This is a genomic window from Pararhizobium sp. IMCC3301 (assembly GCF_030758315.1).
Taxonomy (GTDB): Bacteria; Pseudomonadota; Alphaproteobacteria; order Rhizobiales.
The window spans coordinates 330781-349177 of record NZ_CP132336.1 but is presented as its reverse complement, the minus strand read 5'-3'; the positions used below and the strand labels follow the sequence as shown (position 1 = coordinate 349177).

At 56.0% G+C, this 18397-nt stretch carries 11 protein-coding genes; 5 read left to right on the top strand and 6 right to left on the bottom strand.

The genetic code is table 11. The features are described 5' to 3' along the window. Window positions 1-29 precede the first annotated feature (29 nt). The gene (locus tag RAL88_RS01585) at window positions 30-1556 is read left to right on the top strand and encodes a sulfatase (protein WP_306266793.1); all 1527 of its coding nucleotides are present in this window, start codon (window positions 30-32) and stop codon (window positions 1554-1556) included. Between the two features lie 29 nt (window positions 1557-1585). Here RAL88_RS01585 and bmt read toward each other — a convergent pair whose 3' ends face one another. From bmt to RAL88_RS01570, 3 genes are all read right to left on the bottom strand, one after another. Further along, complete coding sequence (gene bmt, locus RAL88_RS01580) at window positions 1586-2593, bottom strand: betaine--homocysteine S-methyltransferase (RefSeq protein WP_306266791.1); 1008 nt, start codon at window positions 2591-2593, stop codon at window positions 1586-1588. Between the two features lie 84 nt (window positions 2594-2677). Then, entirely contained in the window at window positions 2678-5113 is a 2436-nt protein-coding gene (locus RAL88_RS01575; protein ID WP_306266789.1) for an FAD-dependent oxidoreductase, read from the bottom strand. A 21-nt stretch (window positions 5114-5134) separates the two neighbouring features. Next, window positions 5135-6724, bottom strand: a complete 1590-nt coding sequence (locus RAL88_RS01570; protein WP_306266788.1) for a trimethylamine methyltransferase family protein — start codon at window positions 6722-6724, stop codon at window positions 5135-5137. Window positions 6725-6925: 201 nt separating this feature from the next. Here RAL88_RS01570 and glmS point away from each other — a divergent pair, with 201 nt between their 5' ends. Both glmS and RAL88_RS01560 read left to right on the top strand, forming a co-directional pair. Next, window positions 6926-8752, top strand: coding sequence for a glutamine--fructose-6-phosphate transaminase (isomerizing) (gene glmS, locus RAL88_RS01565; RefSeq protein ID WP_306266786.1), 1827 nt, complete (start codon window positions 6926-6928; stop codon window positions 8750-8752). Window positions 8753-8866: 114 nt separating this feature from the next. Further along, window positions 8867-9649, top strand: coding sequence for a DUF502 domain-containing protein (locus tag RAL88_RS01560; protein ID WP_306266784.1), 783 nt, complete (start codon window positions 8867-8869; stop codon window positions 9647-9649). A 4-nt stretch (window positions 9650-9653) separates the two neighbouring features. On the opposite strand, the gene recG is transcribed toward RAL88_RS01560, so the two are convergent. After that, window positions 9654-11759, bottom strand: a complete 2106-nt coding sequence (gene recG / locus RAL88_RS01555) for an ATP-dependent DNA helicase RecG (protein ID WP_306269549.1) — start codon at window positions 11757-11759, stop codon at window positions 9654-9656. Between the two features lie 140 nt (window positions 11760-11899). Between recG and RAL88_RS01550 the strand changes: the two genes are divergently transcribed. After that, window positions 11900-12208, top strand: coding sequence for a succinate dehydrogenase assembly factor 2 (locus tag RAL88_RS01550; RefSeq protein WP_306266782.1), 309 nt, complete (start codon window positions 11900-11902; stop codon window positions 12206-12208). Between the two features lie 23 nt (window positions 12209-12231). Next, window positions 12232-15738, top strand: a complete 3507-nt coding sequence (gene mfd, locus RAL88_RS01545) for a transcription-repair coupling factor (protein WP_371932135.1) — start codon at window positions 12232-12234, stop codon at window positions 15736-15738. On the opposite strand, the gene RAL88_RS01540 is transcribed toward mfd, so the two are convergent. Together RAL88_RS01540 and RAL88_RS01535 are read right to left on the bottom strand one after the other, a co-directional pair. Beyond that, the gene (locus RAL88_RS01540) at window positions 15723-16379 is read right to left on the bottom strand and encodes a DsbA family oxidoreductase (RefSeq protein ID WP_306266779.1); all 657 of its coding nucleotides are present in this window, start codon (window positions 16377-16379) and stop codon (window positions 15723-15725) included. The genes mfd and RAL88_RS01540 overlap by 16 nt on opposite strands. 72 nt (window positions 16380-16451) lie before the next feature. Continuing rightward, entirely contained in the window at window positions 16452-18350 is a 1899-nt protein-coding gene (locus tag RAL88_RS01535) for an extracellular solute-binding protein (protein WP_306266777.1), read from the bottom strand. Between the last annotated feature and the right edge of the window lie 47 nt (window positions 18351-18397).

Sequence of the window (18397 nt, the reverse complement as noted above, 5' to 3'; positions counted from 1 at the left end):
ATGAACACCACAAGAGTTGAGGCCCGCATATGAAAACCGTTTTCCTGCTGTTTGATTCCGTCAACAGGCTGATGTTGGAGCCTTATGGTGGCGAGTTGCTCAAAACACCGAATTTCAAACGTCTGGCCGAGCGTTCGGTGACATTTGACAATCATTATATCGGCTCCATGCCGTGCATGCCCGCGCGGCGCGATATGCAAAGCGGGCGGCATACGTTCCTGCATCGCTCATGGGGGCCTTTGGAGCCATTTGACAATTCGTTTCCCGAGCTTTTGAAATCCTCCGGGTCCTATTCGCATCTTATTTCGGACCACTACCATTATTTTGAGGATGGCGGGGCGACCTACCACACCCGCTACAATTCGTTTGATTTTATCAGGGGTCAGGAATCCGATCCCTGGAAGGTGATGCTTGAGGCACCGATTGACCGGATCCGGGAACAATATCATCCCAGCCAGAACGATCCGGCTTCGAAACAGAACCCGTATCATTACATGATCAACCGGGAATTCATCAAAGAGGAGGCGGATTTTCCATCGGTGAAGTGTTTCGCCGCCGGATATGAATTTCTCGACAAGAACCGCAACGCCGATAACTGGTTTTTGCAGATTGAAACCTTTGATCCGCATGAGCCGTTTTTTGCGCCCGCGCGGCTCAAGGAAAAGTTTCAAACCGACTATGAGGGCCCGATCCTTGACTGGCCGCGCTATGAACGCGTGAGCGAGCCCCAGGACGAGATCGATGAACTTCGCGCCAATTACATGGCGCTGCTGACCCTGTGCGATGAATTGCTGGGCAAGTTTCTGGATTATTTCGACGAACATGACATGTGGAAGGACACCGCACTGATCCTGACCACCGATCACGGTTTTCTGCTGGGCGAACATGACTGGTGGGCCAAGAACCGGATGCCGATGTATGAGGAGATTTCCCACATCCCGCTGTTCGTCTATCACCCCGACCACAAGGACAAGGCGGGCCAGCGCCGCAAAAGCCTGACCCAGACAATCGATCTGATGCCAACGATCTGCGAAATTCACGGGGCCGAAATTCCGGCAGAAGTGGCCGGCCAGTCTCTCCTGCGTCTGCTGGAAAAAGACGAGTCGGATCGTGAGGCCGCGATTTTCGGCTACTGGGGCGGCGGCATCAATGTGGTCGACGGGCGCTATACCTATTTCTGTTACCCGAAAGACATGCAGAACCAGGAGCTTTATCAATATACTCTGATGCCGACCCACATGACGAAAATGTTCACGGTGGACGAGTTGAAGAGCGCCAGCCTGGTAGGGCCGTTCGATTTTACCAAGGGTGTGCCGCTGTTGCGTGTCGCGCACAGATCGAAAGCCGATACCAAAACCCATTCCTATCATTTTCCGGAGAAAATGCTGGATACGACGACGGTGCTTTATGATCTGGAGACGGATCCGGGCCAGACGACACCGATCGATGATCCGCAGGTCACTGAGCGGCTCAACGCAGCCCTGTTCCGCCTGATGGCGGAAAACGATGCGCCGGCGGAAACAGTGCAACGCATGAAAGACAGCCTGCTGGATTGATGCTTACCGGCTTTGGTGCGCGAAGTGCCTTAACGTCCGCGCCGTCGCGGCCGCCGCTCTGTCTTTCCGGCACCTGTTGAGACCGGGTTGATGATGGGGCCGATGGTTTCGACTATCATGGCTTCATCCGGCCGGTCGCCCTTGTGGTGAGCGTCGAGGGCCTGGCGCATCGCCGCCAGATGAAGCGGAGAGGTGCCGCAGCAGCCGCCGATAATGCGTGCGCCAGCGTCAACCGCAAGCCTGATATAATCGGCCATCAGATCCGGTGTGCCGGTATATTCGACCTGATCGCCTCTGACCTGGGGAATGCCGCAATTGGCCTTGGCGACGATGACCATGTCACCGGGTTGCTCTGACATGGACAGAACCGACATCAGCAGATCAGAGGCACCAACACCGCAATTGGCGCCGACCGCCACTGGCCTCGTCTCCATGCTATCCAGCAGATGCGGCATTTCAGAGGGCGGCAGGCCCATCATCGTCATGCCGGCTGTATCGAAACTGGCGGTAACCACATAGGGCAGGTCGCAAATATTGGCGGCATCTGCAGCAGCCTGCATTTCTTCTTTGGCAGACATGGTTTCAATCCAGGCAACATCGGCACCGCCGGCCTTCAGACCCAGCATCTGGTCAACAAAGGCTTTGACGGCATCATCATAGGTCATTTCGCCAAGCGGCTCGAACAATTCGCCGGTCGGTCCGACTGACCCGGCAACCACTACCGGCCGATCGGTCTCGTCGGCCACTGCGCGAGCAAGCCGGGCTCCGGCTTCATTATATTCAAACACCCGGTCCTGAGCCTTGTGCAGCTTCAGGCGCGGCGCATTTGAACCAAAAGTGTTGGTGAGGATAATGTCAGAGCCTGCATCGACAAATGCCTGATGCAGGGCTGTTACCTTCTCGGGCGCGTCGAGGTTCCAGAATTCCGGCGGATCGCCCGGTCCAAGGCCCAGATCAAAGAAATTGGTGCCGGTGGCACCATCCGCCAGAAGAACAGGCTTTTGGTCCAGCAGGCCGGCAAGTGTCGTGGCGGTCATGGCGAAAATCCAATGGATGTTTTCCCTGAAATCGCGCCATGCGCGGCAAATGTCAATCAAAGAATTAAAGACATAAAGATTTCCTTATGCGCGCATTCTTTCACCGTTCGGATCAAACAGGGGGTCCAGCTGGATGCGGGCGGCGCACATCTCGCCCAGAATTTCAATCTGGAAGGCACCGGGCGCAAGGTCTTCGGCGCAGGCGCGCGGGACATATCCCTGGGCCAGCGAGCAATCGTAATTATGCGCATAGCCGCCGGACGTGACCCAGCCAATCACCTTGCCGTCTTTCCAGATTGGCTCATCGCCCATGACATCGGCATCAAGGGCATCAACAACAAAGCAGACTCGTGCCAGTTTGGGCCCGTCGTCGCGCGCTCTGAGGGCAGCCGCCCGGCCGATGAAGTCGGGTTTGGACAGAGCAACAAAGCGGTCAAGACCGGCTTCAAAGGGACTGTAAATCGGTCGGAATTCCCGAAACCAGGTTCCAAAGTTCTTTTCAAGCCGCAGGCAGAGCAGGGCGCGCATACCGAAATGCCTGATCTGGTATTCACCACCAGCTTGCAGCAGTTCCAGATAGAGCCGACGCTGATATTCCGGAGCGACCCATATCTCATAGCCCAGATCACCAGTGTAGCTGACGCGGTTGATTTTTGCCGGTATTGCGGCGACATCGCTCTCGCGAAAATCCATGAATTTGAAGGACTTACCCGAGACATCCTCATCGCTCAGTTTGGCCAGCACCTTGCGCGCATTCGGCCCGGCAATCGAGAGGCCGACAAGCCCCAGATCGATGTTCGTTATGGTGACGGAGCCATCTTTCGGCAGATGCCGGTCAAACCAGCGCATGTGGTAGATTTGCGCCTGGCTTGAGCCGAACATGTAAAACCGCTCCTCCGCGGCCCGGACAATGGTGAAATCGCCGATAATCAGGCCCTGCTCATTCAGCATCGGGGTGAGGATGATGCGGCCAAGCCGTGGGATGTTGTTGGCCATCATGCGGGACAGCCAGGCTGCGGCACCCGGTCCGGTGATCTCATATTTGGCGAAGTTGGAAATCTCCGTGATTCCAACGGACTGGCGAACGGCTTTGCATTCCCGCTTGATCGACTCAAAATCATTTGAACGGCGGAACGAGACGATATCTTCGGCAAGCTCGCCATCTTCCGCGTACCACAACGGTGTTTCCAGGCCCCAGGACGCGCCCATCACCGCGCCCGCCTGCAATTGCAGGTCATGGATCGGCGTGGTCTGCATCGGGCGGCAGGCCGGCAGTTCTTCATTGGGAAATCTGATGCGGAAGCGGCGCTGATAATTCTCCCGCACTTTGGCGTTGGTGTAGCCCCGGCTCGCCCAATTGCCGAAACGCGCAACGTCCATGCCCCAGACGTCAAAGCCCGGATCGCCATCGACCATCCAGTTCGACAGGGCAAGGCCAACGCCGCCACCCTGGCTGAAACCGGCCATCACCGCGCAGGCGCACCAGAAATTGCTCAGACCCGGAACCGGCCCGACCAGAGGATTGCCATCCGGTGAAAAGGTGAATGGTCCATTGATAATCTGCTTGATGCCGGCAGTCTGAAAGGCTGGGAAATGGTCAAATCCAACTTCCAGCGAGGGCGCAATGCGGTCCAGGTCCGGCTCCAGCAGCTCATGACCGAAATCCCACGGCGTCTGTTTCGGCGACCACGGCCGGCAGTTTTGTTCATACGTCCCCATCAGCATGCCGCCACGCTCCTGTCGCAGGTAAAGTTCGCCTTTGAAATCAATTGCGTGGACAACTTCCTTGCCGGTTTCCTCATTAATGGCTTTGACCTCTGGCATGTCTTCGGTCAGCAGATACATATGCTCCATCGCCAGAACCGGCAGTTCCAGACCAACCATACGTCCGATTTCGCGTGCCCACAGACCACCGGCATTGACGACATGTTCGGCTCTGATGGTGGCTTTATCGGTGATCACATCCCAGCCGCCATCACTGCGCTGCTGCAGGTCCTCAACCTTGCAGAAGCGTTCAATATGCGCGCCCTGAAGGCGGGCCGCCTTGGCATAGGCATGGGTTGTTCCGGAGGGATCAAGATGGCCTTCCATTGGGTCCCACAGCGCGCCGACAAATTTGCTTTCATCAATCAGCGGCAACAGTCTCCGCGCCTCGCTGGCTGAAATGATTTCGGTTTCCATCCCCAGATAGCGGCCCTTGGCATGGGCCAGTTTGAGGAAATCCATACGTTCCGGCGTATCTGCCAGTTGCAGGCCGCCGGTTAGATGCAGGCCGCAGGACTGACCGGAGACGCGCTCCAGTTCCTCATAAAGTTCAATCGTATAGCTCTGGAGCTTTGCAACATTGGGATCACCGTTCAAAGTGTGAAAGCCGCCCGCCGCGTGCCAGGTGGAGCCGGAGGTCAGTTCATCGCGTTCCAGCAGGATCACGTCGCGCCAGCCGGCTTTTGTCAGATGGTACAGCACACTGCAGCCGACAACGCCGCCGCCGATCACGACAACCTGGGCAGTAGTTTTCATGTTGGATTCTCCCGCTGGGCTCTAAAAATCGGTAGGGGCTCCGCCTTGTTCGATGCGTTTTGCGACAAATGCGTCGAGTTCTTCTTCAATTGCCGGATCAAGTGGCGGCTTTTCATAGGCGGCGAGGGTTTCTTTCCAAATCCGGTTTGCCTTCTGTTCAGCTGTGGGACGTCCGGCTTCCTCCCAGGATTCAAAATTGCGCCAGTCAGAAATGATTGGCGCGTAAAACGCGTCCCTGTAGCGCGCCTGGGTGTGCGGCGTGCCGAAAAAATGCCCGCCCGGTCCGACATCGCGGATTGCTTCCATTGCCAGACTGCCTTCGTCAACCACCAGCGGATCGAGGAACTCCGCCACCATCTGCAGATTGTCGACATCGATGATGAATTTCTCAAAAGAGGTGCTCAGGCCGCCTTCAAGCCAGCCAGCTGCATGTTTGATGAGATTGCCGCCCCCCATAATGGCACCCCACAGGGAAAACACCGATTCATAGGCGGCCTGTGCATCGGGATAATTGGCAGCACAGACATTGGACGAGCGGTAAGGCAGCTTGTAGCGCCGCGCCAACTGGCCACCGACATGGGCCGCTTTCATGGCCTCCGGCGTGCCGAAAGCCGGGGCGCCCGATTTCATATCGACGTTGGACGTAAAGCCGCCATACATCACCGGTGCGCCCGGACGCACCAATTGCGTCAGCGCGATACCGGCCAGCGCCTCGGCATTTTGCTGCACCAGAGCCCCGGCAATGGTAACAGGGGCCATCGCTCCAGCCAGCGTGAATGGCGTCATCACTACCAACTGGTTGCGGCTCGACATTTCAATAATGCCCTGCATCATCGGTGTATCCAGCCGCAATGGCGATGAGGAGTTGATGATGGTCATGGACGAGCATTGCGCATCAAGTTGCTCATGGGTGAGGCCGCGTGCAATACGGACAATCTCAAGTCCGTCGCGGTTACGTTCCTTGCCGAGGGAATACATGTGGAACGCCTTGTCGGTCAGTTTCACACAATCAGACAGGCAGATCAGATGGCGGATGGAGGCGTGAATATCGACCGGCTCGACCGGATAACCGCCATTGACATGGATGATATTGAAACTTTGCCCGAGTTTCACAAGGTCCCTGTAATCCTCAAGATTGCCAGGACGGCGGCCGCGATCCAGATCTGTGCAGTTCGGCGCACTGGCAACCTGACTGAAGAACACATGATTGCCGCCGACATGAATATTATGCGCCGGGTTTCGGGCATGGAGTGTGACACTGGAAGGGCAGGTGGTGATGAGCTGTTCGATCAGTCCTTTGGGAAATCTGACCCGGTTGCCATCAGGCTCCACTTCCGCGCCTGCGGCGGCGTAATAGCGCTTTGCCTGCTCATGAATAACTTCGACCCCGATTTCCTGAAGCACATCAAATGACGCGTCATGAATGGCGTCCAGCTCATCAGCACTGATGACATCCACGGGGCCGTAATGCAGACGCGGCTGGCGAAATGGCTTTTGCGTCAGACCCGGTTTTTCCCGCATTGCGTGGCCGCCCCGCCGAGCTCTGTGAGCAATTGTTTTTCCGGTAACGATATTTGAAGAACCTGCATCATCTTCACCAGAGATCGACATGTCTTAACCCGTTCTTAGAACGTTTCCTCCCACAAACACTGACGCTATTTTGCGGATTTGGAAAGGCGGACATCCGGCTTCCATTGGCAATATTTCGACATATGACTTGATTTGGCTATGGCGGAGCTTTTTGGCACATCACGGGCATCGGGCTCAGGTCACAGATCTGTCTGATCGGGTTCGTGGAGGAGCAACAGTTTTATGTGTGGCATTGTTGGCATTCTGGGTACGCGGCCGGTAGCTCCTCTACTGGTGGATGCGCTCAAACGGCTTGAATACCGGGGTTATGATTCCGCGGGAATTGCGACAATTCACCATGGCACTCTGGACAGGCGCCGGGCCGAGGGCAAACTGGTCAATCTGGAACAGCATATTCGCAATGCGCCGCTGGATGGCCTTGCCGGCATCGGCCACACAAGATGGGCGACCCACGGCGCACCAACAGTGCGCAATGCCCATCCACACGGATCATCTGATGTGTCTGTTGTTCACAACGGCATTATCGAGAATTTCAACGCGTTGCGCCAGGAATTGCTCGCCGAGGGTGTCGAATTTGAATCTGACACGGATTCCGAAGTGATTGCCCATCTGATTTCGCGCGAACTCGGCAAGGGTATCGCGCCAAGAGATGCTGTTTTCAACACATTGAAAAATCTGCAGGGGGCCTTTGCTCTGGCCGTTCTGTTCAAGGCCGATGACAATCTTCTGATCGCAGCCCGTCGCGGCAGTCCTATTGCCATAGGCCATGGCGATGGGGAAATGTATATCGGCTCAGACGCGATTGCGCTGTCGCCATTTACCGACCGGATCACCTATCTGGACGATGGTGACTGGGCGGTTGTCACCCGGGCCGGGGTGGAGATCATGGGCAGTGACGGCAAGCCGGTGATCCGCACCATGCAGCGCTCCAGTTCAAGTGCTCTGATGGTGGATAAGGGCAATTACCGGCATTTCATGCTGAAAGAGATTTATGAACAGCCCGAGGTCATCAGTCATACGCTGAGCCACTACCTGGACTTTGCCGTAGGCAAGGCCATTCAAGAACCGGACCTGCCATTCGAGTTCGCCAATTTGAGCCGCATCACCATCACAGCCTGCGGAACGGCTTATATTGCCGGTTTGATCGGCAAATACTGGTTCGAACGGCTGGCCCGTTTGCCGGTGGACATCGATGTCGCCTCGGAATTTCGCTACCGCGAGGCGCCGCTCGACAAAAACGGCCTGTCGATGTTCATATCGCAATCCGGGGAAACCGCGGATACACTGGCCTCGCTGCGGTATTGCAAGCAGAACGGCCAGACCATTGCCAGTATCGTCAATGTCACTGAAAGCACGATTGCCCGGGAATCCGACGTGGTTTTTCCAACTCTGGCCGGTCCGGAAATTGGTGTCGCCTCGACCAAGGCATTTACCTGCCAGTTGTCAGTGCTGATAGCGCTTGCCGTTCGGGCAGGGGTCGAGAGGGGTCATATTGATGCGGATGCCGAACGGGACATTGTCGCGGCACTGTCCGCTGCACCCAGATTGACATCAATGGCGCTGGCTCAGGACGAGGAGATCGAAAGCCTTGCCCGCGAGTTGTCGAAAGCCCGTCATGCGCTCTATCTTGGCCGGGGAACCAATTTTCCGCTTGCCCAGGAAGGCGCTCTGAAACTTAAGGAAATCTCTTATATCCATGCAGAAGGCTATGCGGCCGGCGAGTTGAAACACGGTCCGATCGCGCTGGTTGACGAAGACATGCCGGTGATTGTCATCGCGCCCCATGACAATGTCTTTGAAAAGACCGTTTCCAACATGCAGGAAGTAGCGGCGCGAGGCGGTCAGATCATCTTGTTTACCGATGCTGCCGGCGCGGCAAAGGCGGAAGTTGAAACCCGGAAAACCATCGTGCTGCCGGACGTCCACCCCGCTATCGCACCGCTGGTCTATTCCATTCCGATCCAGCTTCTGGCTTATCACACCGCGGTTTTCATGGGAACTGACGTGGATCAGCCTCGAAATCTCGCTAAATCTGTCACAGTGGAGTGAGATTGACTGATTTATCACCTCCGAATGCGCTGCCTGCCATTGCGCTTTCACAATTCAGAATTATGTTGTTGGCAAGCTGCAAAACATGATTTGCGGCTTTGTTGATGGACAAAGATGGCCCCGAAAAAACCAAAATCCGGAAGAGACGCCCGCAGACGCCTGAGTCCGGGCTTGCGCCTGCGCAACTATTTTCTGACCGGCCTGGTGATTGCAGCCCCTGTCAGCATTACGATTTATCTGACCTGGACGTTCATTCAATGGATTGATGGCTGGGTAAAACCGCTGATCCCCTCAGTCTATAATCCTGATACCTATCTGCCGTTCACAGTGCCGGGCGGCGGACTGCTGTTTGCGTTCCTGGCGATCACACTGCTGGGGTTCTTTACAGCCGGACTGGTTGGCAAAACCATTATCCGCTACGGCGAAACGCTGCTTGGTCGTATGCCATTCGTGCGAAATCTGTATCAGGGTCTGAAACAGATTTTTGAAACGGTGCTGTCGGACAGTTCCAAGTCGTTTCAAAAAGCGGCTTTGCTGGAATATCCGCGGCGCGGCCTGTGGGCGATTGTATTCATATCGACAGACACGAAGGGCGAGGTCAAAGGCAAGCTGGGTGAACTGGTGGATGACGACATGGTGTCAATCTTCCTGCCAACCACACCGAACCCGACTTCCGGGTTTTTGCTGTTTGTGCCAAGCAAGGATCTGCTGATCCTGGATATGTCGGTAGAGCAGGCGGCCAAACTGGTGATATCCGCCGGTCTAGTCAATCCGGACAAATCCAAGACCGGTGTCGTCGCCGGTCCGGACAATGTCGTCGGCGTCAAGGGCGATGATGCCGTTGCCGCCAAGGAAACGCTGGAAAAGGCCGCTCGGGAAATCGAACCGGCGGAATAATGCCTCATCCGGCCTTCAGATAGCGGATCGCCTCATCCAGACCGAACAAATACAATAATATACGCAAGTCGCGGCCGCGTTGTGTCTGCATGTCCGGATCGCGCTGCAGAATAAGCCGTGCCTCTTTCCTGGCCATTTCCAACAAATCTGCATGAACCTGCAGATCGGCAATGCGAAACGTCGGCGCCCCGCTCTGGCGAACGCCAAGAACTTCGCCTTCTCCGCGCAGCCGCAAATCCTCTTCGGCAATGCGAAAACCGTCTTCGGTTTCACGCAGGATATTCAGCCGCGCCTTGGCGGTTTCGCCCAATGGTGCCTTATACAGCAAAATGCACGAGGATTTTCCGGTGCTGCGCCCGACACGTCCGCGCAATTGGTGAAGTTGCGACAAGCCGAAGCGTTCGGCATGTTCCACCACCATAATCGTGGCATCGGGTACATCCACGCCAACTTCAATGACAGTGGTTGCCACCAGAATTCTGGTTTCACCGGATTTGAAAGATGCCATGGCGGCATCTTTCTCGGCCGGTGTCATGCGACCGTGAACCAGACCAATGCCGTCACCGAACACAGATTTGAGGGCGGCGAAACGTTCTTCTGCCGAAGTCAGCTCAAGAATTTCAGCTTCTTCCACCAGCGGACATACCCAATAGGCTTTCTGTCCGTTCGCAAGGGCGCGCTGCAGACCGGTAATGACATCATCAATCCGCTCTTGCGATACTGATCTGGTGTCAATTGGCTGACGCCCAGCCGGCTTTTCCATGAGCTTCGATACATCCATATCGCCGAAATAGGTCAACACCAGCGTCCGGGGGATCGGTGTAGCGGTCATCACAAGCACATCGACCGCGATGCCCTTGGCAGACAGGGCGAGACGCTGATGGACACCAAAGCGGTGTTGTTCATCGACGACGATCAGTGCCAGATCGCGAAAGGCGACACTCTCCTGAAACAGGGCATGAGTGCCAACCAGAATATCAATTTCCCCGGCCTCCAATCCGGCGATAACCGCTTTGCGGTGTGACTGTTTGTCTTTGCCGGTGAGAATGGCGATACGCAATCCTGCGGCAGCGCAAAGTGGCTGCATTGTCTGGAAGTGCTGGCGGGCAAGGAGTTCTGTCGGGGCCATGAAACCTGCCTGAAAGCCAGCCTCAACCACGTCGGCCATTGCCATCAGACCAACCAGGGTTTTGCCCGACCCGACATCGCCCTGAAGCAGGCGCAGCATGCGTTCGGGCTTGCGCAGATCCGCTTGTATCTGAGCAATTGCTGTGGTTTGCGAATGGGTCAGAGAAAACGGCAGGGCCGCAATGATTTTCCGGCCTGTGTTGCCGGAAAACTCTCTTGAGACGCCTTTTTGCTTTTTCATTTTCTGCCGCGTAATAGCCAGGGCAAGCTGGGTTGCCAGCAATTCATCATAGGCAAGGCGGCTGTGATGCGGGCTGGTCGGCTCCAGATCAGAAAGAGCTTTGGGGTTATGCAGCTGAATCAACGCTTGTTGAAACTCCGGCCAGTTTCGCGGCTCGAGGACGGTCTTATCCAGCCACTCTGGCAATTTGGGTACCAGATCCACGGCAAAGCTGACGGCCCGCCCGAACACTTTACGCGACAGGCCACCGGTCATCGGGTAGACCGGCTCCACCAGGGGCATGACAGCGAAATCCTCGGCACTGACGATGTGATCGGGATGTACCATCTGGGGGATGTTGCGAAACCATTCGACGGTGCCACTGACATAGCGAATTTCGCCGACCGGCAATGTTTTTTCCAGATAGGCCGCATGGGCATGAAAAAACACCAGATCCATCTCGCCGGTCCGGTCATGACCGGTCACCCGGTATGGCAGCCTCTTGTTGCCGGGAGGCGGTGCCATGTGTTGATCGATATGCAGTTCGAAGGTTGCAATCTCACCATCCACCGCATTCGCCGCCCCCGGCTGGCGCTGCCTGTCAATCAGGCTGTAGGGACGGTGGAACAGCAGATCGATCACCCTGGCTTCGTCACCATCGGTGCCACGGGTGAGCCGGCCCAGCAGACCAGCCAGCTTGGGGCCGATTTTGGGCAAGACTTGAACCGATTGATAAAGAGGTGTCAGAATTTCCGGGCGCATAAGCCGTTGATGCCGTTTTTTCAGCGGGCTCGCAAGATCGGTGTTCATTTCAGGCGGATTATTGCATATCTGCAGGTTCAGGCTGACAAATTGCGGTGGCTTGGTTATAGATCGCATCCCGGAGACCAGAAAGGCTGATCATGAGCACATCTGAAAAACGACCGGATCACAGCAGCCTGAGCCCGCGCAAACGCCAGGCGATTTTCCGTGCCACACATCGCGGTACGCGCGAAATGGATATTCTTCTGGGCGGCTTTGTCGAACACATGATTCACGGATTCTCAGATGCAGATATGGATGATCTGGAATACCTGATGGAAGCGCCGGACTGGGATATCTATAAATGGGTGACGGGGACCCTGCCTGTTCCGGGGAATTATGACACATCCCTGTTTCAGCGCTGGGTCGCCTATCAGATGCGCAAATCCAAACAGCAGCACATTTTGTAACAGGCGAAGGCTGACAGATCTCCATGTCGATGCGACTGAAACTGAAGACGCTTTTCCAAAGCGGTGAGCGGGTTACTCTGAGTGGCGTCGCTGACGGCGCGGAAGGGTATGTTCTGGCGGAAATGCTCAGCCACAATCCGTCAATCGCGGAATGGTGTTATGTGGCGCGCGACAGCCGTCGGGCGGAGTTGCTGCGCCAGTCGCTGGATTTCTTTGCGCCCTCCGCCGAAGTTGTTTTTATCCCGGCCTGGGACTGTCTGCCCTATGACCGGGTTTCGCCAACGCCGCAGGTCAGCGCTCAACGCATGACCGCGCTGGCGCGGCTGCAGGCATCGCCGGGCAAAGGTATTCAGCGGATCATTCTGATGACCGCCAATGCAGCGCTGCAAAAATCGCTTCCGCCAAGTGTCATTCCCAAACGTGTGTGGCGTACCAAACCTGGGCAAATCGTTCCCATGGGCGATCTGGTGGCATGGTTGGAAGGTAACGGGTTTCTACGCGTGCCAACGGTCCGCGAAACCAGCGAATATGCCGTTCGGGGCGGCATTCTGGACCTGTTCCCGCCGGGAGATGCAGCGCCGATAAGGCTGGATTTCTTTGGCGATACGCTGGAATCGCTGCGCCATTTCGACCCCGAAACACAGCGCACCACCGAAGCCCTTCCCGAACTCAATCTTGTTCCTGCCAGCGAAGCTATCCTCGATGAGGACCGAATCCAGCGTTTCCGCCAGAATTACCGCGCTGCCAACGGTACGGTCACGAAGGACGATCCGCTGTATGAAGCCGTCAGTGAAGGAAGGCGCTATCCGGGGCTGGAACACTGGCTCGGTTATCTCGAGCCCGAGCTCGTCCCGGTCCTGAGTTTTCTGCCCGAAGCGCCGGTTGTGCTCGACCATTTGCTCGATGATGCTCTGGACGACCGTTCCAGCCAGATCGAAGATCATTACCAGACCCGTTTGGAGCACAAGGGGGAGGGCGCCATTTACCGCCCCTCCGAGCCTGATCTGCTGTATCTGAATTCCGCCAGTTGGAGCGAATTGCTGCAACAGCACCGGACTGTATCAGTCACGCCCTTCGATGTGCCGCAGGAAAGCCATGCCGGCAAGGTTGTTCTGATGGGCGGGCGTCAGAGCCGAACTTTCGCCGCAGAACGCGCCGCCAGCGACCAAAACGTGTTTGATGCGCTGATTGCCCATGTGACCAGCCTCGCAGAGGCCAAGAACCGGGTTTTGATCGCATCATGGAGCGAAGGCTCGCGGGACAGGTTGGCCCAGGTGTTGCAGGATCACGGTCTGACGCGGCAGCGTCTGATCAATTCGTGGACCGAAGCCAAGGGCCTGCAGAACGGCACTGTCGGCCTGTCCGTTCTGGAAGTCGAAAACGGATTTTCCTTTGATGGTTTTGCCTTCATCGGCGAACAGGATGTGCTGGGCGACAGGCTGGTGCGCAAAGGCAAGCGCAAACGCCGTGATGCCGATGTCCTGACCGAAGCGGCCAGCCTCAATGAGGGCGATTTTGTTGTGCATGTGGAACACGGCATTGCGCAATTTGCCGGACTGCAAACCATTACGGCGGCCGGTGCACCGCATGATTGCCTGGAACTCATCTATTCGGGCGGTGACAAACTGTTTCTGCCCGTTGAAAATATCGAACTGCTGACAAGATACGGTTCTGAGGGCAGCGAAACAGTTCTCGACAAACTGGGCGGTGTGGCCTGGCAGGCTCGCAAATCACGGTTGAAAAAACGCATTCGCGATATGGCGGAAGCTTTGATCAAGGTTGCTGCCGCCCGCGCTTTGAAAACCGCCACGCCGCTGACCCTGGATGATGGCGTTTATGACGAGTTTGCCGCACGGTTCCCCTATGACGAAACCGATGATCAATTGTCGGCAATTGATGCAATCGCAGATGATCTGGGCTCAGGCCGTCCGATGGATCGTCTGGTTTGCGGTGATGTCGGCTTTGGCAAGACCGAAGTTGCGCTGCGCGCGGCTTTTATCGCGGCGATGTCGGGTCGGCAGGTTGCGATTGTCGTGCCGACGACTTTGCTGGCGCGCCAGCATTTCAAGACCTTTGCCGATCGGTTTTCCGGATTGCCGGTGAAGGTGCGGCACGCTTCGCGCCTGGTTCCTGCCAAGGATTTGAACGAAACCAAGGCCGAGCTTGCAACCGGCGAGGTCGACATTGTTGTGGGAACCCATGCACTCCTCGGAAAATCGATCCAGTTCCGGGATCTGGGCTTGTTGATCATTGATGAAGAACAGCATTTCGGGGTGCGGCACAAGGAACGGCTGAAAGAGCTGAAGTCCGATATTCACGTGTTGACGCTGACAGCAACGCCGATCCCGCGCACCCTGCAACTGGCGCTGACCGGGGTTCGCGAATTGTCCCTGATCAGCACTCCGCCTGTCGACCGTCTGGCCGTCCGCACTTTTGTGTCACCGGTCGATCCTGTGACCATTCGCGAAGCCCTGTTGCGCGAGCATTTTCGCGGTGGGCAGAGTTTCTATGTATGTCCGCGGGTTTCAGATCTGGCAGACCGGAAAGCGTTTCTGGAGCAGCATGTCCCGGAAATCAAGGCAGTTGTCGCCCATGGGCAGATGCCTCCGCGCCAGCTTGATGACGTGATGAACGCATTTTATGACGGGCAGTACGATGTGCTTCTGTCGACGACAATTGTGGAATCCGGCCTCGACATTCCAACTGCCAACACGCTGATTATCCATCGCGCGCACATGTTTGGTCTTTCACAATTGTACCAGTTGCGGGGCCGCGTCGGCCGTTCCAAGACACGCGCCTATGCGCTTTTTACCGTACCGACCAACATGAAACTGACATCTACAGCAGACCGCCGGTTGCGCGTGCTTCAGTCACTCAGCAGTCTGGGTGCCGGTTTTGAATTGGCCAGTCATGACATGGATATCCGTGGTGCTGGCAATCTGCTTGGCGAGGAACAGTCCGGGCATATCCGCGAAGTCGGATTTGAGCTGTATCAGCAAATGCTGGAAGAAGCGGTTGCCGGTCTGAAATCCGGTGATCTGGACTCGGAAATCCCGGATCATTGGTCACCGCAGATCACGCTTGGTCTTGCGGTCATGATTCCAGAAAGCTATGTGCCGGATCTGCAATTGCGGCTGTCGCTCTACAAGCGCCTGTCAGCACTGGAAACAGCGCAGGAAATTGATGATTTCGGCGTTGAACTGATTGATCGTTTCGGACCGCTTCCCGAAGAGGTCGACCATCTGCTGAAACTGGTATTCGTCAAGCAGCTCTGCCGACGCTGCAACATAGAAAAGGTCGATGCCGGACCCAAAGGCATGGTCTTCACACTGCGCAATGGGACATTTCCCAATCCTGCCGGCCTTATTCAGTATATTGCAGATCAGGGGACGCTCTCCAAAATCCGACCGGATCAGAAAATCGTGTTGATCCGCGACTGGCCAAAACCACTGCAACGGCTGAAAGGTGCTGCCGTGGCCCTGTCACAATTGGCAGGAATTGCTGAAGATGGCGATCAGGAAGCGGCCTGAGCCGAGGCTTCCGTTGCCGTGCGGGTGATCGCTTCTGCCAGGGTTTCGGGCTCCTGTGCGCCCATGACCGCATATTTCTGGCCAAGAATGAAGCAGGGAACGCCGGAAATTCCGAGTTTCTGGGATTCGCCGATCTGCTGTTTTACAATGTCTTTTGCCAGATCCGTATGCAGCCTGTCGAGGATTTCATCATCATCCATGCCGACCTCACCCGACAAGGCTGCCAGCACATCATCATCGCCGATATTCTGACCCTCGAGAAAATAGGCCTGAAACAGGCGCTCGGCCATCTGGTTTTGCAAATCCTCTTGCTCGGCCCAATGGATGAGACGGTGTGCGTCAAGCGTATTTGAGGAATATTCGATCAGGTCAAACGCAAAGGGAATGTCCATCGCCGCGCCGGTTTCCTCGATTTGAGAATAGGCAATCTGGGCGCGCTCCTTGCCGCCGAATTTGCCTGCCAGATAATCCGCTCTGGGTTTGCCTTGCTTCGGCAGCGTGCCATCCAGCTGGAAAGGCAGCCAGTGCACATCCAGATGAATGCCATCAAGCAATTCGCTTGCAAGATCAAGCCGCTTTTTCCCGATATAGCACCAGGGACACATCACGTCCGATACGATATCGACCCTGACGTTGTGCATAGTAACATCCTTCTGTTTGAACCGGCTGGTTCTGAGGCCAACAGTCTGAAGTTCAACAGTCTGAAGTCCGGTTTATTGTGCGGCCCACCATGTGGCCGGCTGATACCCATAGATGGACGTTTTTTCCGGTACTGCAATACGTGTTCGCCGTGCAAGCCACTGGCCGGGTGTGTGAAACAGGGGAATGAAATAAGTTCCCGAAACAACCATGCGGTCAAAGGCCCGTACAGCGGTGACGAAATCCTCGCGGTCTCGTGCGGCCACCAGTGCGTCGATCATCGCATCAATCGCCGGATCGCTGGCACCAGACAGATTGAGGCTGCCCTCTGAGTTCGCGGCCACCTGTCCCCAGCGACCATATTGCTCGGATCCGGGCGACAGGGATGCCGTGTAGGTATGGATCAGCAGATCAAAGTCGAAGCGTTTCCAGCGTTCCCAATATTGCGCGGAATCAACCGTACGGATGGTCATTTCAATGCCGACGCGCTCGACATTGCGTTGCAGCGCCAGGGCCAGCCGTTCCTCCTGCTGAGCCTTGCTCATGAATTCAACAGACAGCTGTTCGCCGGTTTCGGCATTGACCATTTTACCGTCTTTCAGCACGTAGCCGGCGTCGCGGAACAATTGGACGGCCTTGCGCAGGTTTTTGCGGTCGCCGCCGCTGCCATCGCTGCTGGGTGGTGCATAGGTTCCGTCAAGAATGTCCGGAGAAACCTGGTCGATATAAGTCCCCAAAAGCACCTTTTCGGCTTCTTCGACCGGGCGCTGATAGGACGATAATTCGGAATTGTGAAACAGACTCGCGGTGCGTTCATAGGCCCCGGCAAACAGATTTGTGTTGACCCATTCAAAATCGAACAGATAGGTGAAGGCCTCGCGCACGCGCTTGTCGGCAAATTTATCCTGCCTTGTGTTGAAAATTATCGCCTGCATACCGGACGGGGTGGCGGTCTGGTAGGTATCCAGTACGATCTGGCCATTGCGCACCGCCGGAAAATCATAATCACCCGACCAACGTGCCGGATTGCCTTCCGGATTGGTGTCAAACAGGCCCTTGCGGAAAGCCTCAAAGCGGGAGCTTTCCTCGCGATAATAATCAATAATAATTTCATCGAAATTATCAAAGCCAATTCGGACCGGAAGATCCCTGGCCCAATAATCCGGGTTCTTCTTCAACACTACCCGGGTGCCCGGGTTCACGTCGGAAATCACATAGGGACCGGAACCGAGGATTGGCGTCAGATTTGATTGATCAAAGGTGTCAAAGTCGATGGCGTGTTTTGGGAGGATCGGAATGATTCCCAGCAGCAGCGGTAATTCGCGATTCTGTCCATCGCCCAGATTCATCCGGACACCGCGCTCACCAATGCGTTCCACGCTCTCAATCGCCTGCATCCAGCGGCTGTAAGGTGGCCGGCCTTTTTCGCGGAACAGATCAATCGTAAACAGAAGATCTTCCACCTTGATCGGCTCACCATCGGAAAATTTCGCATCCGGGTGGATGGTCACTTCAAGGAATGTGCGCTCCGGGTCGGTCTTGATCGTGTCTGCAATCAGACCATACATGGTGAAGGCTTCGTCGCGATTGCGGTACATCAGGCCTTCATAGACATTTGATCCCAGAACGCCGTCCATCAGACCGCGAGGTGCAACTCCGCGGACAATAAACTGATTCAGACTGTCGAATGAGCCGTTAAAGCCATAAGAGATGCGGCCACCTTGCGGCGCATCGGGATTGACGTAGGAAAAATTCTCAAAATCGGCAGGTAATTCGGGCTGGCCATGCATGGCCAGGCCATGCGGCGGGTTGGCAACCTCACCGGTGTATTCCGGTCCGACGGGAGCGTCCTGCGCTCGCTCAGCCGCAGATGCCGGGCCGCCGGCCATGGGATACAGCAGAATAAAAAACAGGCTCAACCTGGTGAACCAGCCATTGTTGCCTGTTAAAACCGGCCTTACAGTGGAAATCACACTATCCTCCTGAATTCCAAAAAACCAACACTCGAATCATCGATCAA